At 34.3% G+C, this 25898-nt stretch carries 15 protein-coding genes and 1 pseudogene; 14 read left to right on the forward strand and 2 right to left on the reverse strand.

Going from position 1 to position 25898, the window contains the following annotated elements:
- Nucleotides 1-77 precede the first annotated feature (77 nt).
- A complete protein-coding gene (locus AC1DCD_RS00350; RefSeq protein ID WP_008451162.1) occupies nt 78-407 on the forward strand; it encodes a DUF3467 domain-containing protein in 330 nt (109 codons plus the stop codon).
- A 714-nt stretch (nt 408-1121) separates the two neighbouring features.
- Here AC1DCD_RS00350 and AC1DCD_RS00355 read toward each other — a convergent pair.
- A complete protein-coding gene (locus AC1DCD_RS00355) occupies nt 1122-1529 on the reverse strand; it encodes a hypothetical protein (RefSeq protein ID WP_464639327.1) in 408 nt (135 codons plus the stop codon).
- 602 nt (nt 1530-2131) lie between these two features.
- Between AC1DCD_RS00355 and AC1DCD_RS00360 the strand changes: the two genes are divergently transcribed.
- The 7 genes from AC1DCD_RS00360 to AC1DCD_RS00390 are packed head-to-tail and all read left to right on the forward strand — an operon-like array spanning nt 2132 to nt 14252.
- On the forward strand, nt 2132-3850 hold the full coding sequence (locus AC1DCD_RS00360) for a leucine-rich repeat domain-containing protein (RefSeq protein WP_464639329.1): 1719 nt from the start codon (nt 2132-2134) through the stop codon (nt 3848-3850).
- A 20-nt stretch (nt 3851-3870) separates the two neighbouring features.
- Nucleotides 3871-4767 (forward strand): sirohydrochlorin chelatase, encoded by an 897-nt coding sequence (locus AC1DCD_RS00365; RefSeq protein ID WP_024992642.1) that lies wholly within the window; start codon nt 3871-3873, stop codon nt 4765-4767.
- Nucleotides 4768-4777: 10 nt separating this feature from the next.
- Nucleotides 4778-7870, forward strand: a complete 3093-nt coding sequence (locus AC1DCD_RS00370) for a SusC/RagA family TonB-linked outer membrane protein (protein WP_050773475.1) — start codon at nt 4778-4780, stop codon at nt 7868-7870.
- A gap of 14 nt (nt 7871-7884) precedes the next feature.
- Nucleotides 7885-9291 (forward strand): RagB/SusD family nutrient uptake outer membrane protein, encoded by a 1407-nt coding sequence (locus tag AC1DCD_RS00375; protein WP_464643429.1) that lies wholly within the window; start codon nt 7885-7887, stop codon nt 9289-9291.
- A gap of 28 nt (nt 9292-9319) precedes the next feature.
- Entirely contained in the window at nt 9320-10549 is a 1230-nt protein-coding gene (locus tag AC1DCD_RS00380; RefSeq protein WP_464639333.1) for a DUF4929 family protein, read from the forward strand.
- Nucleotides 10546-13356, forward strand: coding sequence for an insulinase family protein (locus tag AC1DCD_RS00385; protein ID WP_464639335.1), 2811 nt, complete (start codon nt 10546-10548; stop codon nt 13354-13356). Before AC1DCD_RS00380 ends, AC1DCD_RS00385 begins: the two co-directional genes overlap by 4 nt.
- Before the next feature lie 23 nt (nt 13357-13379).
- The gene (locus tag AC1DCD_RS00390) at nt 13380-14252 is read left to right on the forward strand and encodes a ChaN family lipoprotein (RefSeq protein WP_464639337.1); all 873 of its coding nucleotides are present in this window, start codon (nt 13380-13382) and stop codon (nt 14250-14252) included.
- Nucleotides 14253-14348: 96 nt separating this feature from the next.
- Here the strand turns inward: AC1DCD_RS00390 and AC1DCD_RS00395 are convergent, their stop codons facing one another.
- Nucleotides 14349-14717, reverse strand: coding sequence for a desulfoferrodoxin family protein (locus tag AC1DCD_RS00395; protein WP_464639339.1), 369 nt, complete (start codon nt 14715-14717; stop codon nt 14349-14351).
- A 292-nt stretch (nt 14718-15009) separates the two neighbouring features.
- On the opposite strand from AC1DCD_RS00395, the gene AC1DCD_RS00400 reads away from it, so the two are divergent.
- From AC1DCD_RS00400 to AC1DCD_RS00425, 6 genes and pseudogenes are all read left to right on the forward strand, one after another.
- Nucleotides 15010-15909: a diaminopimelate dehydrogenase gene (locus AC1DCD_RS00400; protein WP_024992638.1), complete on the forward strand. Its 900-nt coding sequence runs from the start codon at nt 15010-15012 to the stop codon at nt 15907-15909.
- 726 nt (nt 15910-16635) lie between these two features.
- Nucleotides 16636-17892 carry a GTPase HflX gene (gene hflX / locus AC1DCD_RS00405; protein ID WP_464639341.1) on the forward strand — a complete coding sequence of 419 codons (1257 nt, stop codon included), beginning with the start codon at nt 16636-16638 and terminating at the stop codon, nt 17890-17892.
- Nucleotides 17893-17940: 48 nt separating this feature from the next.
- A complete protein-coding gene (locus tag AC1DCD_RS00410) occupies nt 17941-19797 on the forward strand; it encodes a DUF4954 family protein (protein WP_464639343.1) in 1857 nt (618 codons plus the stop codon).
- Nucleotides 19798-19817: 20 nt separating this feature from the next.
- Entirely contained in the window at nt 19818-22772 is a 2955-nt protein-coding gene (locus AC1DCD_RS00415; RefSeq protein WP_464639345.1) for a M16 family metallopeptidase, read from the forward strand.
- A gap of 68 nt (nt 22773-22840) precedes the next feature.
- On the forward strand, nt 22841-24481 hold the full coding sequence (locus tag AC1DCD_RS00420; protein WP_008446826.1) for a fumarate hydratase: 1641 nt from the start codon (nt 22841-22843) through the stop codon (nt 24479-24481).
- A gap of 196 nt (nt 24482-24677) precedes the next feature.
- Nucleotides 24678-25865: pseudogene (locus AC1DCD_RS00425) on the forward strand (IS256 family transposase).
- Nucleotides 25866-25898: the final 33 nt, after the last annotated feature.

A 25898-nucleotide genomic window follows, 5' to 3' on the forward strand; every position in this document is an offset into this window, starting at 1 on the left:
CGTTTTTTTATGTATGTTATTGTGTTTTGATACAATTATATTACCTTTGTAATATTAATTAAAAAAGATAACTAAAGATGGAAGAAAAATCTCAGAATGAAGAAGGACAGCAGTTTCAAATAGATATTAATCCGGTAGTTGCTGGTGGTGTATATAGTAATCTTCAGATAATTTCTCATTCCAGTTCAGAGTTTGTTTTAGATTTTGCAACATTACTCCCAGGTCTGTCAAAAGCTACTGTTGCAAGTCGCGTGTTAATAGCTCCAGAACATGCAAAACGTCTTATTAGGACTTTGCAAGAGAATGTTGTACGCTACGAGCAAGAGTTTGGTAAGATTAATTTACCAGAAGCTAACATAGACGATCCTCGCACTATAGCTCCTTTTGGAAAAGGTCCTAAGTCTTAGGAATAATAACGATATTTTAAGCGTATTAGTTTTTTCAAAAATTATTTGGATAGACTAATTTTTATTATCTTGTAAGATGACTATTAAAGAATCTCCCGAAAGTTAGATAAGGTAACTTTCGGGAGATAATTATTTTTTGTATAATAGTATTTTCTTAAACCCAAATTACATTTGATTTGTAATGAGAAATAGTGATATATATAGAGAGATTAATAGCTTAAGCTGAATATCACCAGTTATAAGTTATTGCTTTGTTTACTAAGTTATAATCTCTATATGGGTATCGATGTTATCTTTAAGATAATTATATAATAAGTTTGTTTTTTTAGCCGATAATGTTCCTAAATGAATCATTTTACGCTCATATTCTATTCTAAAATTTATATATATAGTATCCTTCCAAAAAACATGTTCAGAGTGTATATAAATACTTTGTATATTTTTTTTAGGATATTCTTTTTGGGAAAAAGTATATTTTTTATTACAATATCACTATCGTTTATATGTAGAGTATTCCCATATTTATAAATAATAGATAAACTAATTAAAAAAGAAAGGAATATGCATGAAATAAAACTTATAATATTCCCTTTTAATAAAAATATCATTATAGGGATAATTAATATGAGTATTATCCCTATAATGATATTTGAGTATTTATATGGAATAGTCATTTATCTGCAAGTGTAAGCTCTTTTTTTAACAAGCGACAGCTTATAGTAACCCTGTACAAACTACCATGCCTACGCCACTAGCTCCCGCAGTTGGGATTAAACCTAAAAATCCGACAGTTGTACCAACACCAACAAGAAGACTATCGGCAGTATTTGTCCCTTTAAGAGGAACCATATAAATATAAAAATTTTTAGAGTGAGAATAAGTTGTGACAGCCCTATCAAAATTAAAATTATTTATTTTATTGGGAATCCCCATACTTCTAGTTCCTATAGCGTAAGAACTAAATAATCTCTTGATGTTTTCTGGATATGATTTACAGAGAGAAGCTTGTACATTGATAGTTGATGAACTGTTATTTCGTTCACTAATAACTTCATCTTGAGAAGAGCAAGCAGCAAAGAATATAAATCCAACAACCGCTAAAAGTAGATTTTTTTTATTCACAGATTAACATAATTGGTTGATACTTTTATAATTTTATAATACAAAGGTAATGTTTTTATTTTTAATTCTTTATTTATTTTTTTGTGTTTTCTTATTCCGAACATAGGTAATGATATCCTTTAATAAACAAACAAATGATATTAAAAACAGGAAAATAGATTATTTTTATACTAAAAATAGATTAAAAATGTAGTAAAAATAGCTTATTTTTAGTTTGCTGTGATGTGCTTTTTCATAAAAATCGGCTATGTTTTTTATAGCAACATATTATCTTTTTATGCTTAAATGTATATGCTGTTTTTCTGCTAAAAATCTCTACTGTTGATAAATAAACATTTTTTATAGTATATAATTTTCTTTAAAAGTATATGTTAATGAAAGTAGTGTTATACCTAAAAGTAATTAATAATATTTTAAAGCAGTTGTAATTTTCTTACAAAATGCGGCTAAGTTGTTAGTTTTAGTAAAAAGCAAGGGTGCTTTTCTTTCTTTTTTGTATTATTACTGTTAGTGTTAATCATTTGTTTTAGGTATTGTTTAACGTTTTATATGATTGTAAATTTGCGTCTTATTATAAGGAAAAATAAAAAAGTTTACAAAAGATGAAGAAAAATTTATTCTTGTTAGGTTGTATGACATCACTTGCAATGTTGTCATTTCAGTCGTGTGGTAGTGAAGACGAGGTAGCTTCAACTACAAACACAAAAGTGGTTCTTATGCCATCTTCTGTTGATAATTGTGTAAAGGAAGAGGTGGCTTTACTTAGAAAAATAGCTGCAAAAAACGACATCTCTTCCGACTTTGCTTCTGATAATCCTTCTGAATGGAAGTATGATCATTTGCAGATAGTTTGGGATACTATACCAAAATCAGTAGAGAAAACTTACATAGTAAAGGAGCTAAGAGGTCCTGAGGGGAAGGAAAAAGGTATAAAAGATTTTACTTTAACAGATGATAAGGAGACTTTCAAACATTTAGAGCGTATTGATATTAAGAGCGCTCAATTAGGAAAGTTTGGTGTAGCTAATGTTCCTTTGTTGCGTACTATTATTATAAATGGAAAGAGCTTAGACGCTTCGAATAACGATCTTACTATGGTAGAGATACACGATTTGCCAAAGCTTGATTCTATTCATGTAGAGAATTTTCCAAAGTTAATTAAAAGCAATACAGATGATGTGTTTTACATAAGCTTGTATTATCAATATCCAGAATTATCGTATGTAGGCATTGTTAATACGGGCATAAAGGAGCTTAAGGTAGAGCCTAATAAGCCTTTAAAGGAATTGGTGCTATCTGGTAATAAGGATATTGCATCATTAACTTTGGAAGAAGTAACACTTAATGATATTACATTTACTAAGGAAACATACCCTAAACTGGAAGTGTTAAACCTAAAAAAACTAAGTGGCGGTAAGTCGAAAGATTTAGTTATAAGTGGTTTAGATAACCTAACTGATGTGAATCTTTTTCATGACAACTGGCTTTCAAAGGCAGAAGTAACCGACTGTAAAAAGTTAAAAGAATTAATATTAAGCGACTGTAATCTCTCTGAAAGCACTTGTAAATTGAGCGATTTACCTGAACTTACTACTTTTGACATTCAAGGTAATAATTTCTCTGCTCTTAATATAGGTGAGCTTAAAAAGGTTAAGAATTTGGATTTAACGAACAATAAATTTACTACCACTGATAATATTACTTTATCTGCAGCTGCAGAAAAGCTTCCATTGCAAGGTAATGAAAACTTACAGAAGGTAGATTTGACACCATATAAAAAACTATGGATAGTTAACGTAAATGGTTATAAACGTGGAAAAGATGTAGCTGACCATAACAATCCTCTTCCTTTTGCTAATATCAATTTAAATGGGCTTACAGATCTTGAGTCGGTTAGAGTGAATAATAACTCTTTGGCCTCTATCTTCGATGGTAACACTGTATACGAAAATTTACAAACTTTAGAGGCAGAATATAATGCTATTAACCCTATTGGTATGGTAAATATAGCTAAGTCTATTAAGAGCCTTAACGACCTTACATTAAAGCTTAGTTTCCAAACTTTTGCTGTAGATGTAAAAGATAATAAAACTGTAGATTATAGCATGGTTCATAATTTCTTTACTACTAAGAGTAAGAATTTGAAATTTGATGTTACACAGGGTGAAGATGAAGATGCAGATGGTTGTTATACTTATAATAATGGTATCTTTACCTTTAGCAAAGCTGGTACTTATAAGCTATCTTCTGAAAGCTTTAATGATATTTTAAACTATTCAGTTAATGAATATAAGTCTAAGCCTTTTACTATAAAAGAGTAAGAACAAAATGACATTATAAGATGAAAAGAATATTGTTAATATTACTTTCTTTTATTTGCGCCATGACAACGATAAGTGCTAAAGATGGGCTTCTTATCGTTGCGCATGGAGCGCGAATACCTCAATGGAATCAGCCTGCATTAGCATTGGAAGGGGTTACTCGGAATTTGTTAAAGCAGCGAGGAATAACAAGTTTTGCATGCGTAAGAGCAGCATTAATGGAATATAGCCAGCCAAGTGTAGCAAATGTTATTAAAGAAATGGAGGCAGAGGGTGTAGATCGTATCTTTGCTATGCCTGTATTTATAAGTCCTTCATCGCATACAGAGGAGGATTTACCTAATATTTTGGGGCATAAGTATAACCCGGCAACCCTTCACGACCTTATAGAAGAGGGTACTACCCTTGTGAGTTCAAAAGTTCCGGTAGTATTAGGTCCTACACTTATCTATAGCGATGTTATAAGTAATGCTATTATAAGGCAAGTAAAGGCTTTAAGTAAAAATCCTAAAGATGAAGCTCTTATCCTTTTAGCACATGGAGATGAAGGGTATATGGATTTTTGGAATGTATTGATACAACAGACAGATGACGATGTAAAGAAAGCTTTAGGCTTTAGTTATACTTATCATGGTTTTGTGGAGATGGGACAAGAGTTTGCTAAAAAGATAATACCTACTATATTAGATGCTTCTAAGAAGAAGAAGCGTATCATTTTGCAAGGAATCTATTTAGTATCGGGTATTAAAACGATGGCTCAACGATTTGGTTTGCCACAAGCTATAGCTAAGGCTATTAAGGATAAAGATGTAGAAATAGTATATAGTGAAAAAGGACTTTTGCCTGACGCTAATAATGAGGTAGCCGACTGGATTGTTAAGTGTGCTACTTCTTGGCAGAAGTTAGAAAGAAAGTGAAAAAATGTATATGGCTCATTCTTTTTATAATAAATATTTCTTTGCTATATTATGTACTTGTATGTTTATTGGCAATGGTAGTGTTTGTGCAAGCACTGCTGTTGTTAGTAATCAGTTATTACAACAGCCTAAGAAGATTAAGATGCAAGGACGAGTTGTTGATACTTCAGGTACACCTTTAGCAGGTGCGTTAGTAGAGGTGGTAGGTAAACGCACCGGGACTTATACAGATAAAAATGGAGTGTTTACTTTAGATTTGATTCCCGGTGAAACTTTATCAGCCTCTTACCTTGGAATGAAACGTAAGAAGGTAGTTTTTCGTGCACAATCTGTGCTTATTATAACTTTGCATGAAGATAATAATGCTCTAAATGAAGTGGTAGTAAAGGCGAAAACAAATATTAACGCGCTTGATATTAGAGCAAAGTCTGGTGTTGTAGATGTTGTAGATGTAAAGCTACTTAACGAAAAACCTTCTATCGATTTAGGTTTAGCTCTTCAAGGTGCAGTGCCAGGCTTGATGGTTATGAATATGGGAGAACTGGGTAAAAATCCTACTTTGCGTATTCGAGGAAATGCATCATTACGTCGAGGAAATGCAACGAATGAGCCTTTATATGTACTTGATGGAAAGATAATAAGTGCTGAAACTTTCTATAATCTTAATCCTATAGATATAAAAGATATAAAGGTATTGAAAGACGCAGTAGCTTGTGCTTTATATGGAATAAAAGCAGCTAACGGAGTAATAGAAATAGCATCTAAGCGTGGCAGTAATGATGGCATTTCGCTTACTTATAGCTTTAATATGGGTATAACAAGTAGAGGAAGGCGTGGTATGCGCTTAATGGACACTAAGGAGAAATTAGAATTAGAACGGTTAATGCGAAATCCTATTGCTCCCGGTTATAGATATAGTGCCGATTATTATAATAAATATGAGAAACATAATCCGCTTAAAGAGAAGCTTATTAAAGAAGGAGAACATTTTTTAGACTCGCTTCGTATGATTAATACCGACTGGTTTGATGAGCTTATTCATAATAATACCTATACTAAGCATAATCTTAGTTTGCGTGGTGGTAATTATGATAATTCATATTATATTTCATTCGACTATGCCCATCAAGGTGGACGTATAGAAGGTAATGATAAAAGTCATTATGGTGTGCGTCTTAATTTAGATAAGACAATAGGAAAGATAGGATATACCATGTTTAGTATTAATTGCGATTATTCTAAAACAAATACACCTGTTGGTTCCGACTATGATCCTACTCAATTGGTATATGATCTTAATCCTTATGAACAGAAAAGCAAAGGGAAATTATATTCTTTTCCTGATAGAACCTTTCACGACTTGCTTCATCAATATGAAAGAGATAATACTTGTAAGACAGGAGGTGCAAGTTTTAACCTAACATTAGAGCCTTTAAAAGGTTTGAACATTGATTGGGTGGGAGGATTAGATTATTTAATTAGTGAAACAGAAGACTTTACGCCGGGTACAGCATACTCAGAAGCTAAAAAAGGAGTATCTAAAACACAGCGTGGTATTTATAGAAAGACTAAAAATACAACTACCAATATCTCTTCTAATCTTCGTGTTACATATGCACATACATTTGCCAATGTACACGATTTCACTATAGGTGCAAATATGGATTATTATAAAACAATATATGATGATATTGGAATAACAGGATATGGAGTAGGTAATATAAAATCGGCTGCTGCTATTAATCATTATATAAAAGGATCGCGTCGTGAGCGAGTATCAGGATTTAAAGATATTAGTGCGCAGTTAGGAATGGGAGTAGTTATGGGTTACACTTATAATGGTTTATATGATGCTTATGCTTCTTATAAGCGAGATGCTTCTTCTATACTTCCTTCGGATAAAAGGTGGAATGATGCTTGGGCAGTTGGAGCAGGGTGGACGCCTACGAATTATGCTTTTTTAAAAGATAATAAGGTTCTTACAAGTCTTAATTTAAAGACATCTTATGGTGTTATTGCTAATCTAAATGGTGTGTCTACCTCTACAACAGTAGCAACATTTGCTTATGCTAATGAAAGCTATGAGGAGCAACGACAACTCTTTTTAATGGGATTAGTAAATAAGGAGTTGAAAGCTGAAAAAACAAAGTCTTTTGATCTGTCTTTGTCTGCACAGTTTTTTAAGAGGTTTACATTTGGTGTTAATCTATATAATCGTCGTACAGAGCAAGCTTTACTTGATGTTCCTATACCTACTTCAAATGGTTTTAATATTTTAAAGCGTAATATAGGTGTCCTTGAGAATAATGGAATAGAAGCAAATAGTTCCATTACTATTATAGAAACAAATAATTGTCATTTTGACATATCTGGTAATATTGCATATAATAAAAATAAGGTAATAAGCCTTTATTATACTAATGCGATATATACAGATGATAAATCTGTGGTGCCAGACTATGAGGTTGGTAAGGCTTATGATGTTATATATGGTGCAAAGTCGTTAGGAATAAATCCATTAACAGGTTATCCTGTCTTTAGTACTCCTAAAGGTGAGAAGCAATCAAGTGAAGTTTTGAATAGGGAAGATGTAGTAGCACTTGGTCATAGCACTCCCCCTTACTCTGGTAGTTTAGGGCTTAATATAAGCTATAAATCGTTAGAGCTTAATATGAGCTTTTATTATGTTTTGGGTGGAATAAACAGGTTTAATTATAGTTATGTTAGAGATAAGGATAAAATAACAAGGAACGCAGTAGCTGGTCAGGCAAGTAAGATGTGGTTTAATCCCGGTGATGAAGATAAGGTTTATCATACGCCTTATTATAGTTCTTCTACTGCAGAGGATAATTTAGTGCTTTATCCTAGCTCAAATACAGTTGGAAAGAGCGATTATTTTCGCTTATCAGTTTTGTCATTACGGTATCGTTTCCCTCATGTATGGCTGAAGAAATATGTACCTGTAGTGAAGTATGCTACGATGGCTTTGCAAGGTTCAAATCTATTTAACTGGACGTATTACAAAGAATCAGATCCTGAGAGTGGAACTTTAGTAGGCACATTACAGCCTATTTATTCGCTTAATATAAATCTTACATTTTAGTATTTATATGCTTTATGAATAAGTTGAAGAGACAAAGAGTTTTATATCGATTAATATTTATATATTGTGTGATAGCGTTTTGTGCATCTTGCTCTTTAAATATACCACCAGCCGATCAGTATAGTGACCCTGATGCAATTACTGATATAGAGTCTGCACGGTCGCTTTTAGCTTCTGCGTATGCACAATATCCGCATTTTGAGTATGAACTATCTATATTGGGGAATGATTTCTGTCCGAATAATTTGACAACTAAAGATGTAAGTCAGACAAATCTCTATCTGTGGCAAAATAAAGAGATGAATAATCTTTCTGAAAATGTTTGGTCAAATTATTATGCAACAATATCTTCTTGTAATGCATTAATAGAGAGGCTCGATTATGTTAAGACGAATGAAAAAGAAAATAAGCAAGAGTTGCAAGAGATAGCAAGTGAAGTGAAAGCTTTAAAAGCTATGTGTTATTTTAACTTGTTACGTTTATATGCACCTGCATATGATATAGATAAGAATGCTCCTGGCATAATATTAAAAGATATTCTAAAGCTTCAATTCCTTAAGAGGTCTACAACGGAAGAATGTGTAAAGGCTATACGTAAATTATTACAAGAGGCTGTTAAGGCAGATAATCATCCTATACAAAATGGTTGGTTATCTCAAGATGCAATATTTTACTTGTTAGCTGAATTAGAATTATATACATGTAATTATGAAGCAGCAATAAAATATGGAGAGAAGATTATAGCTAATGCAAAGCCAGAGTATTTTACGGCTAATGGTATTGAGCAACTTTGGGGTGAAGGAACATCAAAAGTACGAGTATTTGCTTTTAATCATGATGGTAAATATATGGAAAGTTTACAATATTCAATAAGCGAAGGAGATATGTTTAGTGTTAATCCACAAATAGAATATTCTAAAACTGATCTTCGCGCAGCAACATATATTAAGAAAATGAAGCAAGATGATAAGCAAACTATGCACTTGGGGAAATATAATCTTAATACTAAAGAAGGCAAGGATAGCAGGTATATCGATATGATTAGATATGCAGGAGCATATTTTATTGTAGCAGAAGCTTATGCAAGATTGAATAATTTGCCAAAAGCTACTGAGGTGATCAATTCTTATCTTAAAGCTGTAAAAGCTGAGCCTATTGGTGATGGATATCTTAAAGATGATTTTATAGATAAGATTTTAATAGAAAAGCAGAAAGAGTTTGTAGGAGAAGGCATTAGCTTTTTCGATTTGAAGCGGACTCATATATCAGCTTTACCACGACTAAACAAATGGGGAGATGGCGTATCTAGTAGGATAAAGACTAATGACTATCGTTGGAATTTTCCTATACCTAAGTCAGAGTATAGATATAATGATAATATTGTACAAAATGAAGGTTGGGGAAAGATTAAGAGAAGATAATATAAATAAGTATTAAAAGTAGGTTACTATGAAATCAATAAATAAAATATTATTATTACTACCAATGTTAATTGGCTGTATGATAGCCTCTTGCAGCAAAGAAGATAGTACCGAATATAAAGGGAAAAATTATATCATGTTATCTGCGATAGGTGATAATCAGATTAATGAAAATGCAAAAAAGCCTTTAAAGGTGAAGCTTTTAGCTAGTTGCAAAGCTAAGAAAGATGTTGTTATAAAGTTTGCTTTGAAGAAAAATGAGAAGGGAGCTGTAAGGTTAAAAGATGAATATCTTACTATGAAGAAGGGAGAAAAGACCGTTATAATAGATATTGAGTCTACCCATAAAGATGTTTATAAAGAGCCTCAGAGTGTAGCTCTTACTGTAGAAAGCTCTTCAGATAAGCGTATGCAGTTATCTTCTGATCTTATGATAACAGTCATTCCTAATGTTGTAGATACAATGTTAACAGACGCGCAGAAGAAATTAATAGAAGGATATAAGCGGGATTATAATATAAATTTATATCGTGTTCTTGGAGAATTAAAATGTAGTGTAGACTTAATATTCCCTCCAGGAGATTATAAAGAAACTTTTCCTGGACCAGAAACAAGCTCATTTGAAACAACGACAATTATTACATTAAGCAAGTATTCTACTCCTAAAACTCCGATGTTAAAAATGGTACAAAACCCTTTAGGGTTAAGAGGATGGTGTTATGAAAGGTTACGATTAGTAACAGATAAAGGTTATCAATGGTCAAATCCTACTACTTATGGTTACTATACAACAAAAGCTATAGGTTATGATGCCAGTAAAGAAGTCTTTAAGATGGAACTTGATAGTATAAGAATAAATCCTAAGACGATGGAAATAAGTTTTATGGATTATGTTATAAATGAATATGATGAGAGGGTGTTCAATATTCCTTTTAAGTTCTATTATTCAGCATGGGAGCGTCAAAAAAAGATGGCAAAGGAAGGTAAAACTGTAAGAGTTCCTAATGGAGACTATCCTTGGTCAGATGAAACTATGTCTGATTTGATAAAAATGGGAGTTACCTTTAATCCAGATATATACTTTCATTATAGTCCTTTGAATAGAGATAGCTATCAAAACACTCCTTCCGATTGGTTTAAAGCTTATGCTAAACTTGATTTAGATGGCAATAAGATGATATTTCATTTTCCATATGATCATGATTATTGTTCTGGTCATACCAATGTAACGGTAATATATACACTTAAAAAGGAATGAGATTTATTAAGACAATAAGATTTTTCTGTGTAGTTATTATATTTTTTGCCAGTTTGTTATTATCTATGGCAGGTGTTCATACTGCCATTAAAATTCCGAAGGGAACTATAAAAGGGAGGCTTGCTAACGGACTTTCTTATATTATAAAGCGTAACATACATCCACAAAATGTTACTGAACTTAGATTGGTGATGCAAATAGGAGCTTTACAGCAAACAGAGAATCAAGGAGGTATTGCCCATTTTGTTGAGCATATGGCTTTTGCTGGATCTAAGAGTTATCGTGGTTTTAATATGGTACATATGCTTGAAAAGAAAGGAATGAAGTTCGGACGGGATATTAATGCCTATACCGGATTTGATAAAACTATATATAGCCTTTCTGTTCCAATTAGGTTTGATTCTACTAAAGATATACATCAGTTGTTAGGAATGATGCGAGAGTGGCTTGATGGGCTTACTTTTGATCCTGCTTATGTAGAGAAAGAACGCGGTATAATTTTAGAAGAGTTAAAGCAATATGATACTAATGACGATTTTTATAAGCTAAAGATAGGTGATAATCGTTATAGTCGGAGAATGCCATTGGGTACAATAGACGACATAAAGGCGGTATCTAAGACTATGTTACGTAAGTTTTACTCAAAATGGTATCAACCACGTTTTGCTACTGTTGTGGTAGTGGGGGATATTAATGCAAGAAAGGTGGAGCGTATATTAAAAGAAACTTTTGTAAGTGCTATTAATACTAATAATATAAAGCTGCCTACTTATTCTGTTTCTTATAAGAAAGGGTGGAATATGCGTTTCTCATTATCTGATTTAGGGAAATGTAATAAGCTGGAATTGATTATACCACATGAGGGAATTGTAGAGAGAACTATTAAAAACAGTGTAGATAAACATCTTAGCAAGATAGTTGTTGATCTGCTTAATAACAGACTGAAGGATAGAAACATAAGAGCAGATTGTTCTGATGCATGGTATCTTGGAGATAAGAATTTCTTTAGTGTAGTATTTAAAGAGGCTGATAATGCTGCGTTACTACATGATATAACGAGTTTTACTAATGAATGGAACACTATTATTCGTAATGGTTTTGATCATAGGGAATTTGCAGCTTCTTTAAAAGATAGGTTAGCTTCTATAAAGATAGAAGATGTGGATAAGACATCGGAACAGTGGTGTGACGACTTTGTTGATTATATTATTATGCATGATATATATCCGACAAGACTTAGAGATATAGAATCTGTAAAGAAGTACCTCGCATTTTGTACTACACGTTCTGCACAACGAATGTTAAAAGAGTGGTTGCAAGCTTCTAAAAAAACAGTATTAGCTTGCTATACAGCTCCACAGGATAGTGGGCTTACGCTTGAGAATATTAAAAAAGCTTGGCGTAAAGGCTTAAGTAATGATCTGTTGTGTTATACTTATAAGTCGTGTAAGGAGCCAGTAGAATCGTTGATGCAAACGCCACCATGTTTAGGTGTAGTTTCAACATTTGACAGTAAAGAAATAAAATCAGAAAGGAGTTATGCTAATATTGGGATATATGATATATTGCTTAATAACGGAATCCGCATCTTGTTGCGTCCTACCCGAGATGATTCTAAGACCTTCTTTATAGAAGGACTTGGTAGAGGAGGGACAGCAGATTTACCCGACTCTGTATATTATCAATATGAGAGTACTGCAGCTTTTGTTGAAATGGGTGGTATAGAAAAGGTTAATAGGGATACTTTGTTTAATTATTTGGTGCAGAATGGTATATCTTTAGATACTAATATTTCTTCATATTGGCATGGATTTATAGGTGTAGCACCAGTGAATAAAGCACAGAATCTTTTTAATTTAATAAAAGAAAAGGTTACTGCTCCTGAGATTAATAAAAAGGAATTTGATGAAACTGTAAAAGAAGATTTGACTTCTTTTGGAATTACCACCCCTCTACAAGAGCAATTAGAACATGACAAGAACAGAAAGGTAATAAATATACGCGACTCTATAATGGGAGATGCGCCTTCTATGCTACGGAGAAAGAGAACCATAGAGGATATAAAGCAGCTGGATATATATAAGATGGTAGATTATTTTAAGTCATTATATAATAATACGCATAACCTTACTATTGTGCTAACAGGCGATTATGATTTGCAGCAGATGAAAGAAGCCGCGGTAGGCTCTTTTAGTAAATGGCAACAAAAGCAGCAGTATACGCCTCCGACGGTATGGCGTACTATGCCCAAGGCTCCTTATAGGTATAAGGTAAGTAGTGCTAACGAGCAACAACTTGACTTACATTTTATGTTGGCAGGTAATTTTTATCCTAATTTAAAAACAACTCTTGTATTAAAGCTGATGCGCGATATAATACAAAATCGTTTGTTAGAAGTGTTGCGACAACGTGAGAATATAACTTATTCGCCATTCACTGATTTGTTATATCATGGGCAAGATGGGCATAATTATTACTTTGATATTATGCTTACATTAGATAGGGGTAACGTGGAAAGGGCTCAAAAACTTCTTATAAAGATAATACGGTCTTTGCAAATGAAACCAATAAGCAGGGCAGAACTTCAACAATTGCAATTGTCGTTTAAGGCAACAAAAGCAAGAGTGTTATCAGACGATGCCACAGCAGCATGGCGTATGGATATGGTAAATAAGATAAAAAATTGCGAGATGTTATCCGATTTTAATAGTTATGATACTATTTTAGATAGTATAACACCAAAAAACATACAAGATGGCTTTGTGAAATATCTTAACACAGATAAATTTATTATAATAGGATTATGATATTATAAAAAAGGATTATGATTATGAAAGAAAAATTATTATTACTATTTCTCTTGCTATCATCGTTATCAATAAATGCTAAAAAAGACTTACGAGCTTTTGCTCTTTATAATAATAATGGCAAAGCTATTACTTTTGATGCTATGATAGAAGAGGCAGCTAAGTATAGGGTAGTCTTTATAGGTGAGATGCATAACTGTCCTGTTACGCACTGGTTAGAATTAAAAATAACCGAAGCCTTATATGCAAAGCATAAGGATAGCTTATTGCTGGGAGCAGAAATGTTTGAAGCTGATAACCAACTTATCTTTAATGAATACATGAAGGGGGTTATAAGTTATGAGCAGTTTAATAACGAGATGCGTTTATGGCCTAATTATGAAACTGATTATGAACCCTTAGTGATGTTTGCCAAAGAGAATAAGCGTCCTTTTATTGCTACTAATGTGCCACGTAGATATGCTAATGTGGTTAAGTATCGTGGGCTTGATTATTTAGATAGCTTAACAGAAGAAGCTAAGAGGTTGTTACCCCCACTACCCATAACCTTTACTATGGAAGGTAAGAATAATGAGGCTTTTTCTGTAATGTCTGCTTTGCATGGTGGTAATGATAATCCTAAGCAAATGCAAATGGCACAAGCATTGAAAGATGCTACTATGGCATGGAATATAGCGAAAAATATAGGTAACAATTATATGGTGCATTATAATGGAAGTTATCACACTTCTCATCATGAGGGCATTATTACTTATCTTAAAGAATATAAGCCATCACTGACATCTTTTGTTATAATGGCTGTGAAGCAAGAAGATATTTCTAAAATAGATGATGCTTATAAAAATTTGGCTGATTGCTATATAGTAATACCTCAAGATATGAGCAGATCGTATTAAATATGTTTGTAAAGGTGTTATAGAGCAGGATAACTAATAAAAGCCACTTACTATCTTTAAGAAAGTAAGTGGCTTTTATGTAGTAATTATAATGTGTTATTTAGATCTCCATAAACCATGTAGGTTGCAGTATTCACGAGCATAAACATTTTTAGCTTCTGTTTTAAACTCTGCAACAGGCTTATCTGATGGAGTAAGATATTTGCGAAGCACTTCATTGTCTTCTGTGATTAATTCGATCCACTGGATATAATGTGCCTCTGTCATAGGGTGGTCTACAGAGCCAACGGTTACTCTATAGCCGCCATCTATTTTTTCTACAACAGGAACGTGCTTTTCTTTAGCAGCATCAGTAGTATTTTCCACTACATGCTCTAAGCTACACAAATCCTTTTCTGAATCTAATAACACCTCTACAAAAGTATTACTACCTGCGCATTTATATATTTCTGTTTTCTTTACCATAATGTTTTTGTTTTTAGATTTATTTTTTGCAAAGGTATAAATAAACATCGTGAGCGCCAAAGTTTTTTAGTTAATTCTTATAAAAAGAAATATTCCAATTGTTTCTGTTTGTTTTGTCTTATTTTGAGCTGTTATAATAAAGGGGGAGTAGTAGTGAGTTTTTTGATGTTTTTTATTTTTTTTATGAGTTGTTTTTGTGTATTTTTTAGAACAAAAGTGTTGTTATACTATTTTTTTGAAGTACTTTTGCAGCGAAAAATATATAAGTTTTATAGATAAAATAATAGGTATTATGAAAAAAATTAGAGCAGCTGTTGTTGGTTATGGCAACATTGGACGCTTTAGCGTAGAGGCTTTAGAAGAAGCAAAAGATTTTGAGATAGCAGGTATAGTACGTCGTCAGGGAGATAAGGACAAACCTTTAGAGCTTACTCCATACGAAGTAGTAGATGATATTGCTAAGCTCAAGGACGTAGATGTAGCTATTTTAGCAACACCTACACGTAGTTGTCCAGAATATTCAGAGAAGATTGTTGCACAAGGTATTCATACTGTCGATTCATACGATATTCACACAGGCATATTAGATTATCGTACAGCGCAAATGGAACATTGTAAAAAGGCTGGTAAGGTAAGTATTATTGCCGCAGGCTGGGATCCAGGTTCTGACTCTGTAGTCCGTGTTCTTCTTGAGGGTTTAGCACCTAAGGGGTTATCTTATACTAATTTTGGTCCAGGTATGTCTATGGGTCATTCTGTATGTGTTCGTAGCAAGAAGGGAGTAAAAGAAGCTCTTTCTGTAACTATTCCTTTGGGTGAGGGTATTCATCGCCGTATGGTTTATGTAGAGCTCGAAGAAGGTGCTACTATAGAAGAGGTAACAAAGCTAATTAAGGCAGATCCTTATTTTGCCAGCGATGAAACACATGTTTTTGCAGTATCTAATGTAGACGATGTAAAGGATATGGGTCATGGCGTGCATATGGTACGTAAGGGTGTAAGTGGTAAGACACAAAACCAGCGTTTTGAGTTTAACATGAGTATTAATAACCCTGCTCTTACAGCACAGATTCTTGTTAACTGTGCTCGTGCTGCTATGAGATTAGAGCCAGGCTGTTACACCATGCCAGAGATACCTGTAATTGATTATCTTCCACAGAGTCGTGAAGAGGTTATAGGTACATTAGTTTAAAAGGGAATAAGAGTTTGTTGAGCAAGACTTGCTATAATAAATTATTAAAAGCATATTTTATTATTTTATTACTTTTGAGTTTTGTATTACAAACATATAGAGCTATTGCTATTTTATAAGACTTAATATAGCATAAAGTTATTAAGAGCGGGGTTGCCTTTAAATGAGGTAATCTCGCTTTTTTTATGTCTAAGCAGAGGTAATATTAAGGTATGGTTTTGCTTGTTATTTGTTTTGTGTGCATAGGAAGATGAGTTATAAAGCTATAAAAAGTGAGGTAGAAGGTGGGAATAGATTATCTTATTAGAGGCAAGAAGGCATTTCTTTAGTATAAAAATAATCTATTTTCATACTAAAAATAGATTAAAAACATACTAAAAATAACTTATTTTTCCCATGCTTGATTTATATTTTCATGATAAAAGAGTTATGTTTATTATGGAAAAAGATGGGTATTTATAATTCTTAAAATCCTTGTTTTTTTTTGTTTTTATTTTTGTGATATATTCTTTTGTTAGGACAGAAAGTTGGATAAAATTATTCTTTATCCAAATAATGGGTAAAATTTTTTGTTTGTTATAAAGATTATTATTATATATTTTTATATTTTTAAGCATTGGTTTTACAAAAACAAAATGTACTTTTGCAGTAAGCAAAATAGTAGGTGGTGGGCTCTGTGTGCATATATATATTAGAGCGTGCTTATATGAAAAGAAACTATACTAAATGAAGGAATTTGTTATATCCGAAGTAAAAACTGAGAGTGCTATCCTTGTAGGTTTAATAACTCAGCAGCAAGATGAGGCTAAAACTAAAGAGTATCTTGACGAGCTGGAGTTTTTAGCTGATACTGCAGGTGCTGTTACTATAAAACGTTTTACGCAGCGAGTAAATGGGCCAAGTGCTATTACTTATGTTGGTAAGGGAAAGTTAGACGAAATACGCAGCTTCATAAAACAGAGAGAAGAAGATGACGAACCTGTAGGAATGGTCATTTTTGATGATGAGTTATCGGCAAAGCAGATGCGTAATATAGAGCAAATGTTAGAAGTTAAAATCCTTGATAGGACATCGCTTATTTTAGATATTTTTGCTATGCGTGCTCAAACGGCTAATGCTAAGACTCAGGTAGAATTAGCACAATATCGATATATGCTTCCACGTTTGCAGCGTCTGTGGACCCATTTGGAGCGTCAAGGAGGTGGTTCTGGATCTGGTGGGGGTAAAGGTTCAGTAGGTCTTCGTGGTCCTGGTGAAACACAGCTTGAGATGGATCGTCGAATAATTCTTAATAGAATGTCTTTGTTGAAAGAGCGTTTATTAGAGATAGATAAGCAGAAAAAGACACAGCGTAAGAATCGTGGGCGTATGATAAGGGTGGCTTTGGTAGGGTACACAAATGTAGGGAAGTCTACTATAATGAATCTTTTATCTAAGAGCGAGGTGTTTGCCGAGAATAAGCTCTTTGCTACCCTCGATACTACCGTGCGTAAAGTAGTGATAGATAATTTACCTTTCTTATTAGCCGATACGGTAGGTTTTATTAGAAAGCTCCCCACAGATCTTGTCGATTCTTTTAAGTCTACCCTCGATGAGGTGCGTGAGGCTGACTTGTTACTTCATGTTGTAGATATATCCCATTCTGATTTTGAAGAGCAGATAAATGTGGTTAATAAAACATTAGCCGATCTTGGCTGTGCTGACAAACCGTCTATATTGGTTTTTAACAAAATAGATAATTATAAATGGGTGGAGAAAGATGCCGACGACCTAACGCCAGAAACTAAAAATAATCTTACCCTTGATGACTTAAAGCGTACTTGGATGGCAAAAGTATCTGGTAACTGTTTGTTTGTATCTGCTCGTGAAAAACAGAATATAGTAGAGTTTAGAGAAGTGTTATATAAGATGGTACGTGAAATGCATGTGCAGAAATATCCTTATAATGATTTTCTTTACACTTTAGAAGATACTTTAGAATAAGCAAGATAGGTATATTTAAAATGATTATCAATTTCAAAATCTTTGTATATGAGCTATAGACCACTGACACAAGAAGAGATTATAATTTTTGAAAATAACAACTGTTGGGCAGAAGACTGGCAACGGGTACTTGTGGCAGAAGAAGGATTTTTGCCAAAGTATTTTCATCGTGTAATGTTTTATGGGGACATTCGTTTAGGTAAATTTCAAAAGAATGTTAAGATAGCGGAGGACTTTGTGAAGCATTCTGGCATTAATGATGCTACATTATGTAATGTTACCGTAGGCAACGATTGTCTTATAGAGAAGGTAGGAAATTATATTAACAATTATACTATAGGCGACGATTGTCTTATATCTAATGTTTCTGTAATGGAAACCACAGAGGGTGCTTCTTTTGGAGAGGGTAATCTTATATCTGTGCTCAATGAGGTAGGCGATGGTAATGTTATTCTTTTTCACGATCTTAACAGTCAGTTTGCAGCCTTTATGGTAAAGTATTTTGGGGATAAAGATCTTAAAAATGCTATTCGCCGTTTAATAAAAGAAGAGATAACCCGCACTAATCCTGATCGTGGAACTTTGGGTAATAATGTGAAAGTAATTAATACGTGTGAGATTACTAATACTGTTATACAAAATGAGTGTGAAATATCTGGAGCGAGCCGTTTGAGCGATTGTACTATTCTTAGTTCCGATAAGGCAAATGTATATATAGGAACAGGAGTTATATGTGAAAACTCTATAATATCAGAAGGGAGTAGCATAGTTAATAGTGTTAAGATGCAAGATTGTTTTGTGGGAGAGGCTTGCCATATATCTAATGGGTTTACGGCATCACAAAGCGTGTTTTTTGCTAACTCATATATGTCGAATGGTGAGGCTTGCGCTGCTTTTTGTGGTCCTTTTTCTGCATCACATCATAAGAGCTCGTTGCTCATAGGTGGTATGTTTTCTTTTTATAATGCAGGCTCGGGGACTAACTTTTCTAACCATGCCTATAAAATGGGGCCAATGCATTGGGGAGTACTTGAGCGCGGGTCGAAGACAGCAAGCGGTAGCTATCTATTGATGCCAGCCACTATAGGTACATTCTCCGTATGTTTTGGAAAGCTGATGCACCACCCTAATACCACATCATTACCTTTCTCATATCTTATAGCTGAGGCTGATAAAATGTTTCTTGTACCTGGTCGTAATATAACCACAGTAGGGCTTTATCGTGATATACATAAGTGGTCTAAGAGAGATATGCGCCCACAAAATGCTCATAAGAAGAGTATTGTTAATTTTGATTGGTTGTCGCCTTTCTCTGTAGGTGAGATATTAAGAGGTAAGTTTATTTTAGAAAATTTGAGACAGGCAAGTGGTGATAATGTGTCAAGCTATAACTTTCATGAATATACTATTAACGCTTCGAGCCTACGTAAAGGTATAAAATATTACGATATAGCTCTTCGCATATATATGGGAGCAGTCTTGAAAAGAGCGCATAAATTAGGCTTTTTTGGTAAACCTATTACTAACAAAGGGTTAGGTGAATGGGGAGATCTTGCAGGATTGCTATTACCAAAGAGTGAGGAGATACGTTTAGTAGAAGATATAAAAGAAGGTGTTTTAGAGACGATACAAGATGTGATAGATCGTTTTGAAGACATTAATAATAATTATCGCATTTATCAATGGGCATGGACCTATAAGCTCATACAAGACTATTATGGGGTGAAAGAGATAACAGAGGAGGTAGATGCACAGATAAAAGCCGATTATATTACCGCTCGTCGAGCATGGATAGCAGAAATAAAAAAAGATGCAGAAAAAGAGTTTCACATGGGAGATGTCGATAGAGAGGTGTTTGACGACTTTGTTAAAAGCCTTGATCATGAGACAGATTACGAAGAATAATTTACTTTATTATTAGTTATATGAAGCAAAAAAATTTCTTATCCTTTTTAAAAGGAATTGCTATTGGTGTAGTTGCTGTTTGCACTGCATATAGCGTAAAGGCGCAAAGCTATAGTTATAAAAGCGTAAAGGGCGACCCTATGCAAAGCCGTATCTATACTTTAAAAAACGGCTTGAAGGTGTTTGTTAGTGTAAATAAGGAAAAACCACGTGTGCAAGTATATATAGCTGTGCGTACCGGTAGCCGCAACGATCCTGCCGAAACTACAGGGTTGGCACACTATTTAGAGCATCTTATGTTTAAAGGCACTACTCATTACGGCACTTCTAACTATGCTGCAGAGAAACCATTATTAGACGATATCGAGAAGCGGTATGAGGAATATCGTAAGGTAACCAATCCTGTTTTGCGTAAAAAGCTATACCATGAGATAGACTCTGTATCGCAGCTTGCTGCTAAATATAATATTCCTAATGAATATGACAAGATGATGGCAGGTATAGGAGGTGTAGGAACTAATGCTTATACCTCTAATGATATAACTTGTTATCATGTGGATATTCCTTCTAATGAATTAGATACATGGGCAAAGATAGAGGGAGATCGCTTTCAAAACATGGTGATACGTGGTTTTCATACCGAACTTGAAGCTGTATATGAGGAATATAATATTGGTTTAGCAAAAGATGGTCGTAAGATGTTTACAGCACTAATGGCAAAGCTGTTCCCTAATCATCCTTATGGAACACAGACTACAATAGGTGTAGGCGATCATCTTAAAAACCCTTCTATAACTAATATAAAAAAATATTTTAAGAAATATTACGTTCCTAACAATGTAGCTATTTGCTTAGCAGGTGATATAGATCCAGATAAGGCAGTGGCATCTATAGAAAAGTATTTTGGCACATGGAAGGGGTATGGCGAGGTGAGAGCACCGCAGTATCCTACTCTTACTAAGATGATAGCTCCAGTAGATACTACTATATATGGTAAAGAGGCTGCTTATGTGGCAATGGCTTGGAGAGCTGAAGCCGCTAAGAGCTTACAAAACGACACCTTAATGGTTATTAAGGAGATGCTTAATAATGGTACTGCTGGCATTTTCGATTTAAATCTTAATAGTAAGATGAAATTGCAATATGCACAGGCGTCTGCATCTACACTTAATGATTATAGTAGCTTTGAAGTGTTTGGATCGCCTAATAAAGGACAATCTTTGAAAGATGTAAGAAGATTAATGCTCTCTGAGATAGAAAAACTTAAAAAGGGAGATTTCTCTGACGATCTTGTACCTTCTGTTATCAATAATATTAAGCGAGATGTTTATAAGAGTTTAGAAAATAATGATACCCGATGCAGTTATTTCGTAGATGCGTTTATTAATAATATCCCATGGGAGCAGAAAGCAAGCACTTTAGAACGTATATCTAAAATGACTAAGTCGGAAATAGTTAGTTTTGCTAATCGCTTTTTTACGAGCAACTTTGTTACTGTCTTTAAGGAGCAAGGCGAGGATAATACTATTAAAAAGGTAGAAAAACCAGCCATTACGCCCATTCCTACTAACAATGATAAGCAGAGCGACTTTATAAAGGAGGTAAAGAATATACATGTAGACCCTATAAAACCTGTTTTTGTTAATTATAAAAAAGATCTTACGATAACAAAAACAAAGAGAGGTTTACCTTTATTATATAAGAAGAATACGCAAGACGATTTGTTTCAGCTTACCTTTGTGTTGCCCATAGGTACCGAAAATAATAATAAGCTATGGTATGCAAGCAATTATATTGACTATTTGGGTACAAATAAGCTATCAAATGAGCAGATAAAGCAGAAGTTATATAAGCTGGCTTGTGAATATGGTATATATGTAACAAGAGATCGTACTTATATTAAGCTATATGGGTTAAACGAGAATTTGCCAGAGGTTTTGAAAGTAGTCAATGACCTTATGGATAATGCAAAGGTAGATAAACAGGCTTACGATAAATATGTATCATCAGTAGAAAAGAACCGTTTAGACGAGAAGAAATCGCAAAGAAGTAATTTTAATGCTCTATTTGCCTATGCTTCCTATGGTGCTTATAATGGCACTACTAATCGCATTTCTGTGGAAGAACTACGTAAAATGAACCCTCAAGAATTGCTTTCTGAGATAAAAAAACTAAAAAGCTATGAGCATACCATCATGTATTATGGTCCTTCTTCAATAGCAGAGCTTAATAAGGTTATTAGTAAAAATTATCAATCAGCCGATGTTAAGCATCTTGCAAAGGTGCCAACAGGTAAGCCTTATATACAGCAGCTTACAACAAAAAACGAAGTACTCTTAGCTCCATATGATGCTAAGAATATTTATATGATGCAGATTCATAACGAAGGTGTTAAGTGGCAAGTACAACATTTGCCTATAATTACTCTTTTTAATGAGTATTTTGGTGGTAGTATGAATGCTATTGTTTTCCAAGAATTGCGTGAAGCACGAGGGTTGGCTTATTCGGCAAGTGCATCTTATACATCTCCTGAGCGTCCTGATGATAGTGAGAAGTTTTATACTTATATAATAACACAAAACGATAAGATGAGTGATTGTATAAATGAGTTTAATAACTTGCTTAACAATATTCCTGAACGTGAGGTTAATGTAGATGTGGCAAAGCAGAGTGTAATGAAGAGGATAGCATCTCGTAGAGTAACAAAATTTAATATTCTTAATTCATATCTTAATGCAAAACGCTTTGGTTTAGATAAAGATATTACGGAGTTAGTTTATGAAGAGTTGCCAAAACTTTCATTAAAAGATATAGTAGATTTTGCTAAGAAATATATAGCTAATAAGCCTTATAAATATATAATACTTGGCAATGAAAAAGAGCTTGATATGAAAGCGTTAGAGAAAATAGCTCCAGTGCAGCATATTTCTACTGAGCAGCTTTTTGGAGAAAACAATAAAATTATTAACAACTAAAATATATATATTAGCGCATCAATGTTATATTATGCATTGGTGCGCATGGCTACAAAACAAAAAACATTATGGCAGAGTTTAAGTATGCACCAATGTTCCAATTGGGCAAGGACGATACAGAGTATCGCCTATTATCGAAAGAAGGAGTTAGTGTGTCTAATTTCGAAGGCAAAGAAATTCTAAAGGTAAGTAAAGAGGCTTTGACTCTTTTAGCACAACAGGCTTTTCACGATTGTGAGTTTATGCTTCGTCGCGCTCACAATAAGCAGGTAGCAAAAGTGCTTACCGATCCTGAAGCTTCAGAGAACGATAAATATGTGGCACTTCAGTTTCTACGCAATGCTGAGACAGCAGTAAAGGGCGTATTACCATTCTGTCAAGACACAGGTACTGCTATTATACATGGAGAGAAGGGACAGCAGGTTTGGACAGGTTTCGATGATGAGGAAGCTCTTTCTCGTGGTGTTTTCAATACTTTTACAGGAGAAAATCTGCGTTATTCTCAAAACGCTCCATTAAACATGTACGACGAGGTAAACACAAAGTGTAACCTTCCTGCCCAGATAGATATAGAAGCTACAGAGGGTGCAGAGTATAAATTTGTTATGGTAGCTAAAGGTGGAGGTTCGGCTAATAAAACTTATTTCTACCCAATGACAAAGGCTACTATTCAGAATGAGGGCACATTGATACCTTTCTTGGTAGAGAAGATGAAGAGTTTAGGAACAGCAGCTTGTCCTCCTTATCATATTTGTTTTGTTATAGGTGGTACTTCTGCGGAGAAAAATCTTTTGACAGTAAAACTGGGTAGTATTAAATATTACGATAATTTACCAACGACAGGTGATGAAACTGGTCGTGCTTTTCGTGATATAGATCTTGAGAAAAAGATTTTAAAGGAGGCTTATAAGATAGGATTAGGCGCACAGTTTGGAGGTAAATATCTTGCACATGATATTCGTATTATACGTTTGCCACGTCACGGAGCGAGTTGCCCTATAGGAATGGGAGTAAGTTGTTCTGCCGATCGTAATATTAAGGCAAAGATTAACAAGGAAGGTATATGGATAGAGAAGATGGATACTAATCCTGGTGAATTGATTCCTGAAGAATATCGCAAGCCAGGAGAGGGTACTAAAGGTATAGAGATAGATCTAAACGAAGGTATGGACGCTGTGCGTAAAGAGCTTACTAAATATCCAGTTTCTACACGTGTTAATCTTAAAGGTACAATTATAGTTGCGCGAGATATAGCTCATGCTAAGCTCAAAGCTCGTTTAGATGCTGGTGAAGACTTGCCACAGTATATTAAGGATTATCCTGTATTGTATGCAGGTCCTGCAAAAACGCCAGCAGGTTTGCCTTGTGGCTCAATGGGACCTACTACGGCTAATCGTATGGATCCGTATGTAGACGAGTTTATGGATCATGGTGGCTCTTTAGTAATGATAGCAAAGGGTAATCGTACGCAGGTAGTAACTGATGCTTGTAAGAAGCATGGAGGTTTTTATTTAGGTACTATAGGAGGTGTGGCTGCAGTCCTTTCACGTAGTTGCATAAAGAGTATAGAGTGTGTAGAGTATCCAGAGTTAGGTATGGAAGCTGTTTGGAAAATAGAGGTAGAAGATTTCCCTGCTTTTATCCTTGTAGATGATAAAGGTCATGATTTCTTTAAAGAGTTGAAACCATGGACAGGTTGTAGCTGTTAGTATTGAAGTCGTTAAGAAAAATAAAGGTTATGTTTCTTTAATAGGAACATAACCTTTTTTTATATTGCTGTCCGGTAAAACTCAAAAGGGCATAAAATCCTCCCCGAAGCCTCGTAAAATAGGGATACTGTCCTTAAAAGTGTGTAAGTCCATATTTTTATTATCTTTGTATTTGAAATATAAAATAAGATAAGAAATGGAACTTACACAATTACAAATTTCGGAAATTATTTCTAATTACACAAGCAGTAGTGAGGGTTTTGTAACTCTTCAGTCTTTAATCATGAATTCATTGATGTTTCACGAGCGTGAATTATTCGTCAGTGAGAACAAAGATGAACAATGCAATGGCTTTCGTAGCCGTCGCTGGTATAGTCATGGCTTTGAGTTTTCTCTTCGCATTCCCCGTAGCCGTAGTGATAATTTCTACCCTGTCCTTCTTGGATTGATACGTAACGAAAGCGAGGAGCGCGCACGTCTATTCATCCTTCTTTATACTAAGGGGCTCACAACAGAACAGATAGGCGAGGTCTCTGAGTGTGTCTATGGTCGTTCCTACAGCAAACAATAGGTTTCCTATTTGGCAAACAGTTGTTGTGATGATGTCGAGAAATGGCTTTGCCGTAATCTTTCCTCTCACTATCTGGCAGTCTATATCGATGCAACATTCATCTCCACCCGTAGGGACAGACAGGTGTCAAAAGAAGCTTATTATACTATATTGGGCGTACTTGAGGATGGTAGCAGGGAGGTGCTTTCAGTAGTCAACCATCCCACCGAGGGTGCCCTATGCTGGAAAGACGAGCTTGATACTCTAAAAGATAGAGGAGTTAAGGAAATAGACCTGGTTATCTCTGATGCACTAACAGGCATAGAGAACGCCGTCTGTGCTGCTTTCCCCTGTGCCGCACATCAATTTTGTGTAGCACACCTCAAACGTCAGGTTATCAATAGTGTTGCCCACAAGGACAAGCCCGCCATAGCCAATGAACTCTCAGAAGTCTTTCGTATGGAAGATGATAGTATGGATTCCTTGTGGGGATACGAACATTTTGTTACTTTTGTAGACAGGTGGGAAAAGAAGTATCCAACCATCAAGAAATACAAGGCAGAAAGAAATACGGCATACTTCACATATATGGACTTCCCAAAAGAAGTGCAAAGGTGTATATACACGACTAACTGGATAGAAAGACTCAACAGAAAGTATAAAAGGGCTATCAATATGAGAACATCCATGACATCAGCACAAGCTGTTATATTTCTCTTGGGATCAGTGGCAATGGAAGAAACAAAAAATGCTTACAAAAAGAAAATATACCAATTTAAAAGTTGGAAGAATATAAACGAAAATGGAAATACAAAGGATAAAAGAAAAGAATAGCTTACACACTTTTAAGGACAGTATCCAAAATAT

The organism is Prevotella sp. C0209C1, assembly GCF_056583855.1.

What these genes read in the sequence shown, in the direction of transcription:
- AC1DCD_RS00350 (WP_008451162.1), top strand. Translation starts at nt 78, where the DNA reads ATGGAAGAAAAATCTCAGAATGAAGAAGGACAGCAGTTTCAAATAGAT.
- AC1DCD_RS00360 (WP_464639329.1), top strand. Translation starts at nt 2,132, where the DNA reads ATGAAGAAAAATTTATTCTTGTTAGGTTGTATGACATCACTTGCAATG.
- AC1DCD_RS00365 (WP_024992642.1), top strand. Translation starts at nt 3,871, where the DNA reads ATGAAAAGAATATTGTTAATATTACTTTCTTTTATTTGCGCCATGACA.
- AC1DCD_RS00370 (WP_050773475.1), top strand. Translation starts at nt 4,778, where the DNA reads ATGGCTCATTCTTTTTATAATAAATATTTCTTTGCTATATTATGTACT.
- AC1DCD_RS00375 (WP_464643429.1), top strand. Translation starts at nt 7,885, where the DNA reads ATGAATAAGTTGAAGAGACAAAGAGTTTTATATCGATTAATATTTATA.
- AC1DCD_RS00380 (WP_464639333.1), top strand. Translation starts at nt 9,320, where the DNA reads ATGAAATCAATAAATAAAATATTATTATTACTACCAATGTTAATTGGC.
- AC1DCD_RS00385 (WP_464639335.1), top strand. Translation starts at nt 10,546, where the DNA reads ATGAGATTTATTAAGACAATAAGATTTTTCTGTGTAGTTATTATATTT.
- AC1DCD_RS00390 (WP_464639337.1), top strand. Translation starts at nt 13,380, where the DNA reads ATGAAAGAAAAATTATTATTACTATTTCTCTTGCTATCATCGTTATCA.
- AC1DCD_RS00395 (WP_464639339.1), bottom strand. Translation starts at nt 14,717, where the DNA reads ATGGTAAAGAAAACAGAAATATATAAATGCGCAGGTAGTAATACTTTT.
- AC1DCD_RS00400 (WP_024992638.1), top strand. Translation starts at nt 15,010, where the DNA reads ATGAAAAAAATTAGAGCAGCTGTTGTTGGTTATGGCAACATTGGACGC.
- hflX (WP_464639341.1), top strand. Translation starts at nt 16,636, where the DNA reads ATGAAGGAATTTGTTATATCCGAAGTAAAAACTGAGAGTGCTATCCTT.
- AC1DCD_RS00410 (WP_464639343.1), top strand. Translation starts at nt 17,941, where the DNA reads ATGAGCTATAGACCACTGACACAAGAAGAGATTATAATTTTTGAAAAT.
- AC1DCD_RS00415 (WP_464639345.1), top strand. Translation starts at nt 19,818, where the DNA reads ATGAAGCAAAAAAATTTCTTATCCTTTTTAAAAGGAATTGCTATTGGT.
- AC1DCD_RS00420 (WP_008446826.1), top strand. Translation starts at nt 22,841, where the DNA reads ATGGCAGAGTTTAAGTATGCACCAATGTTCCAATTGGGCAAGGACGAT.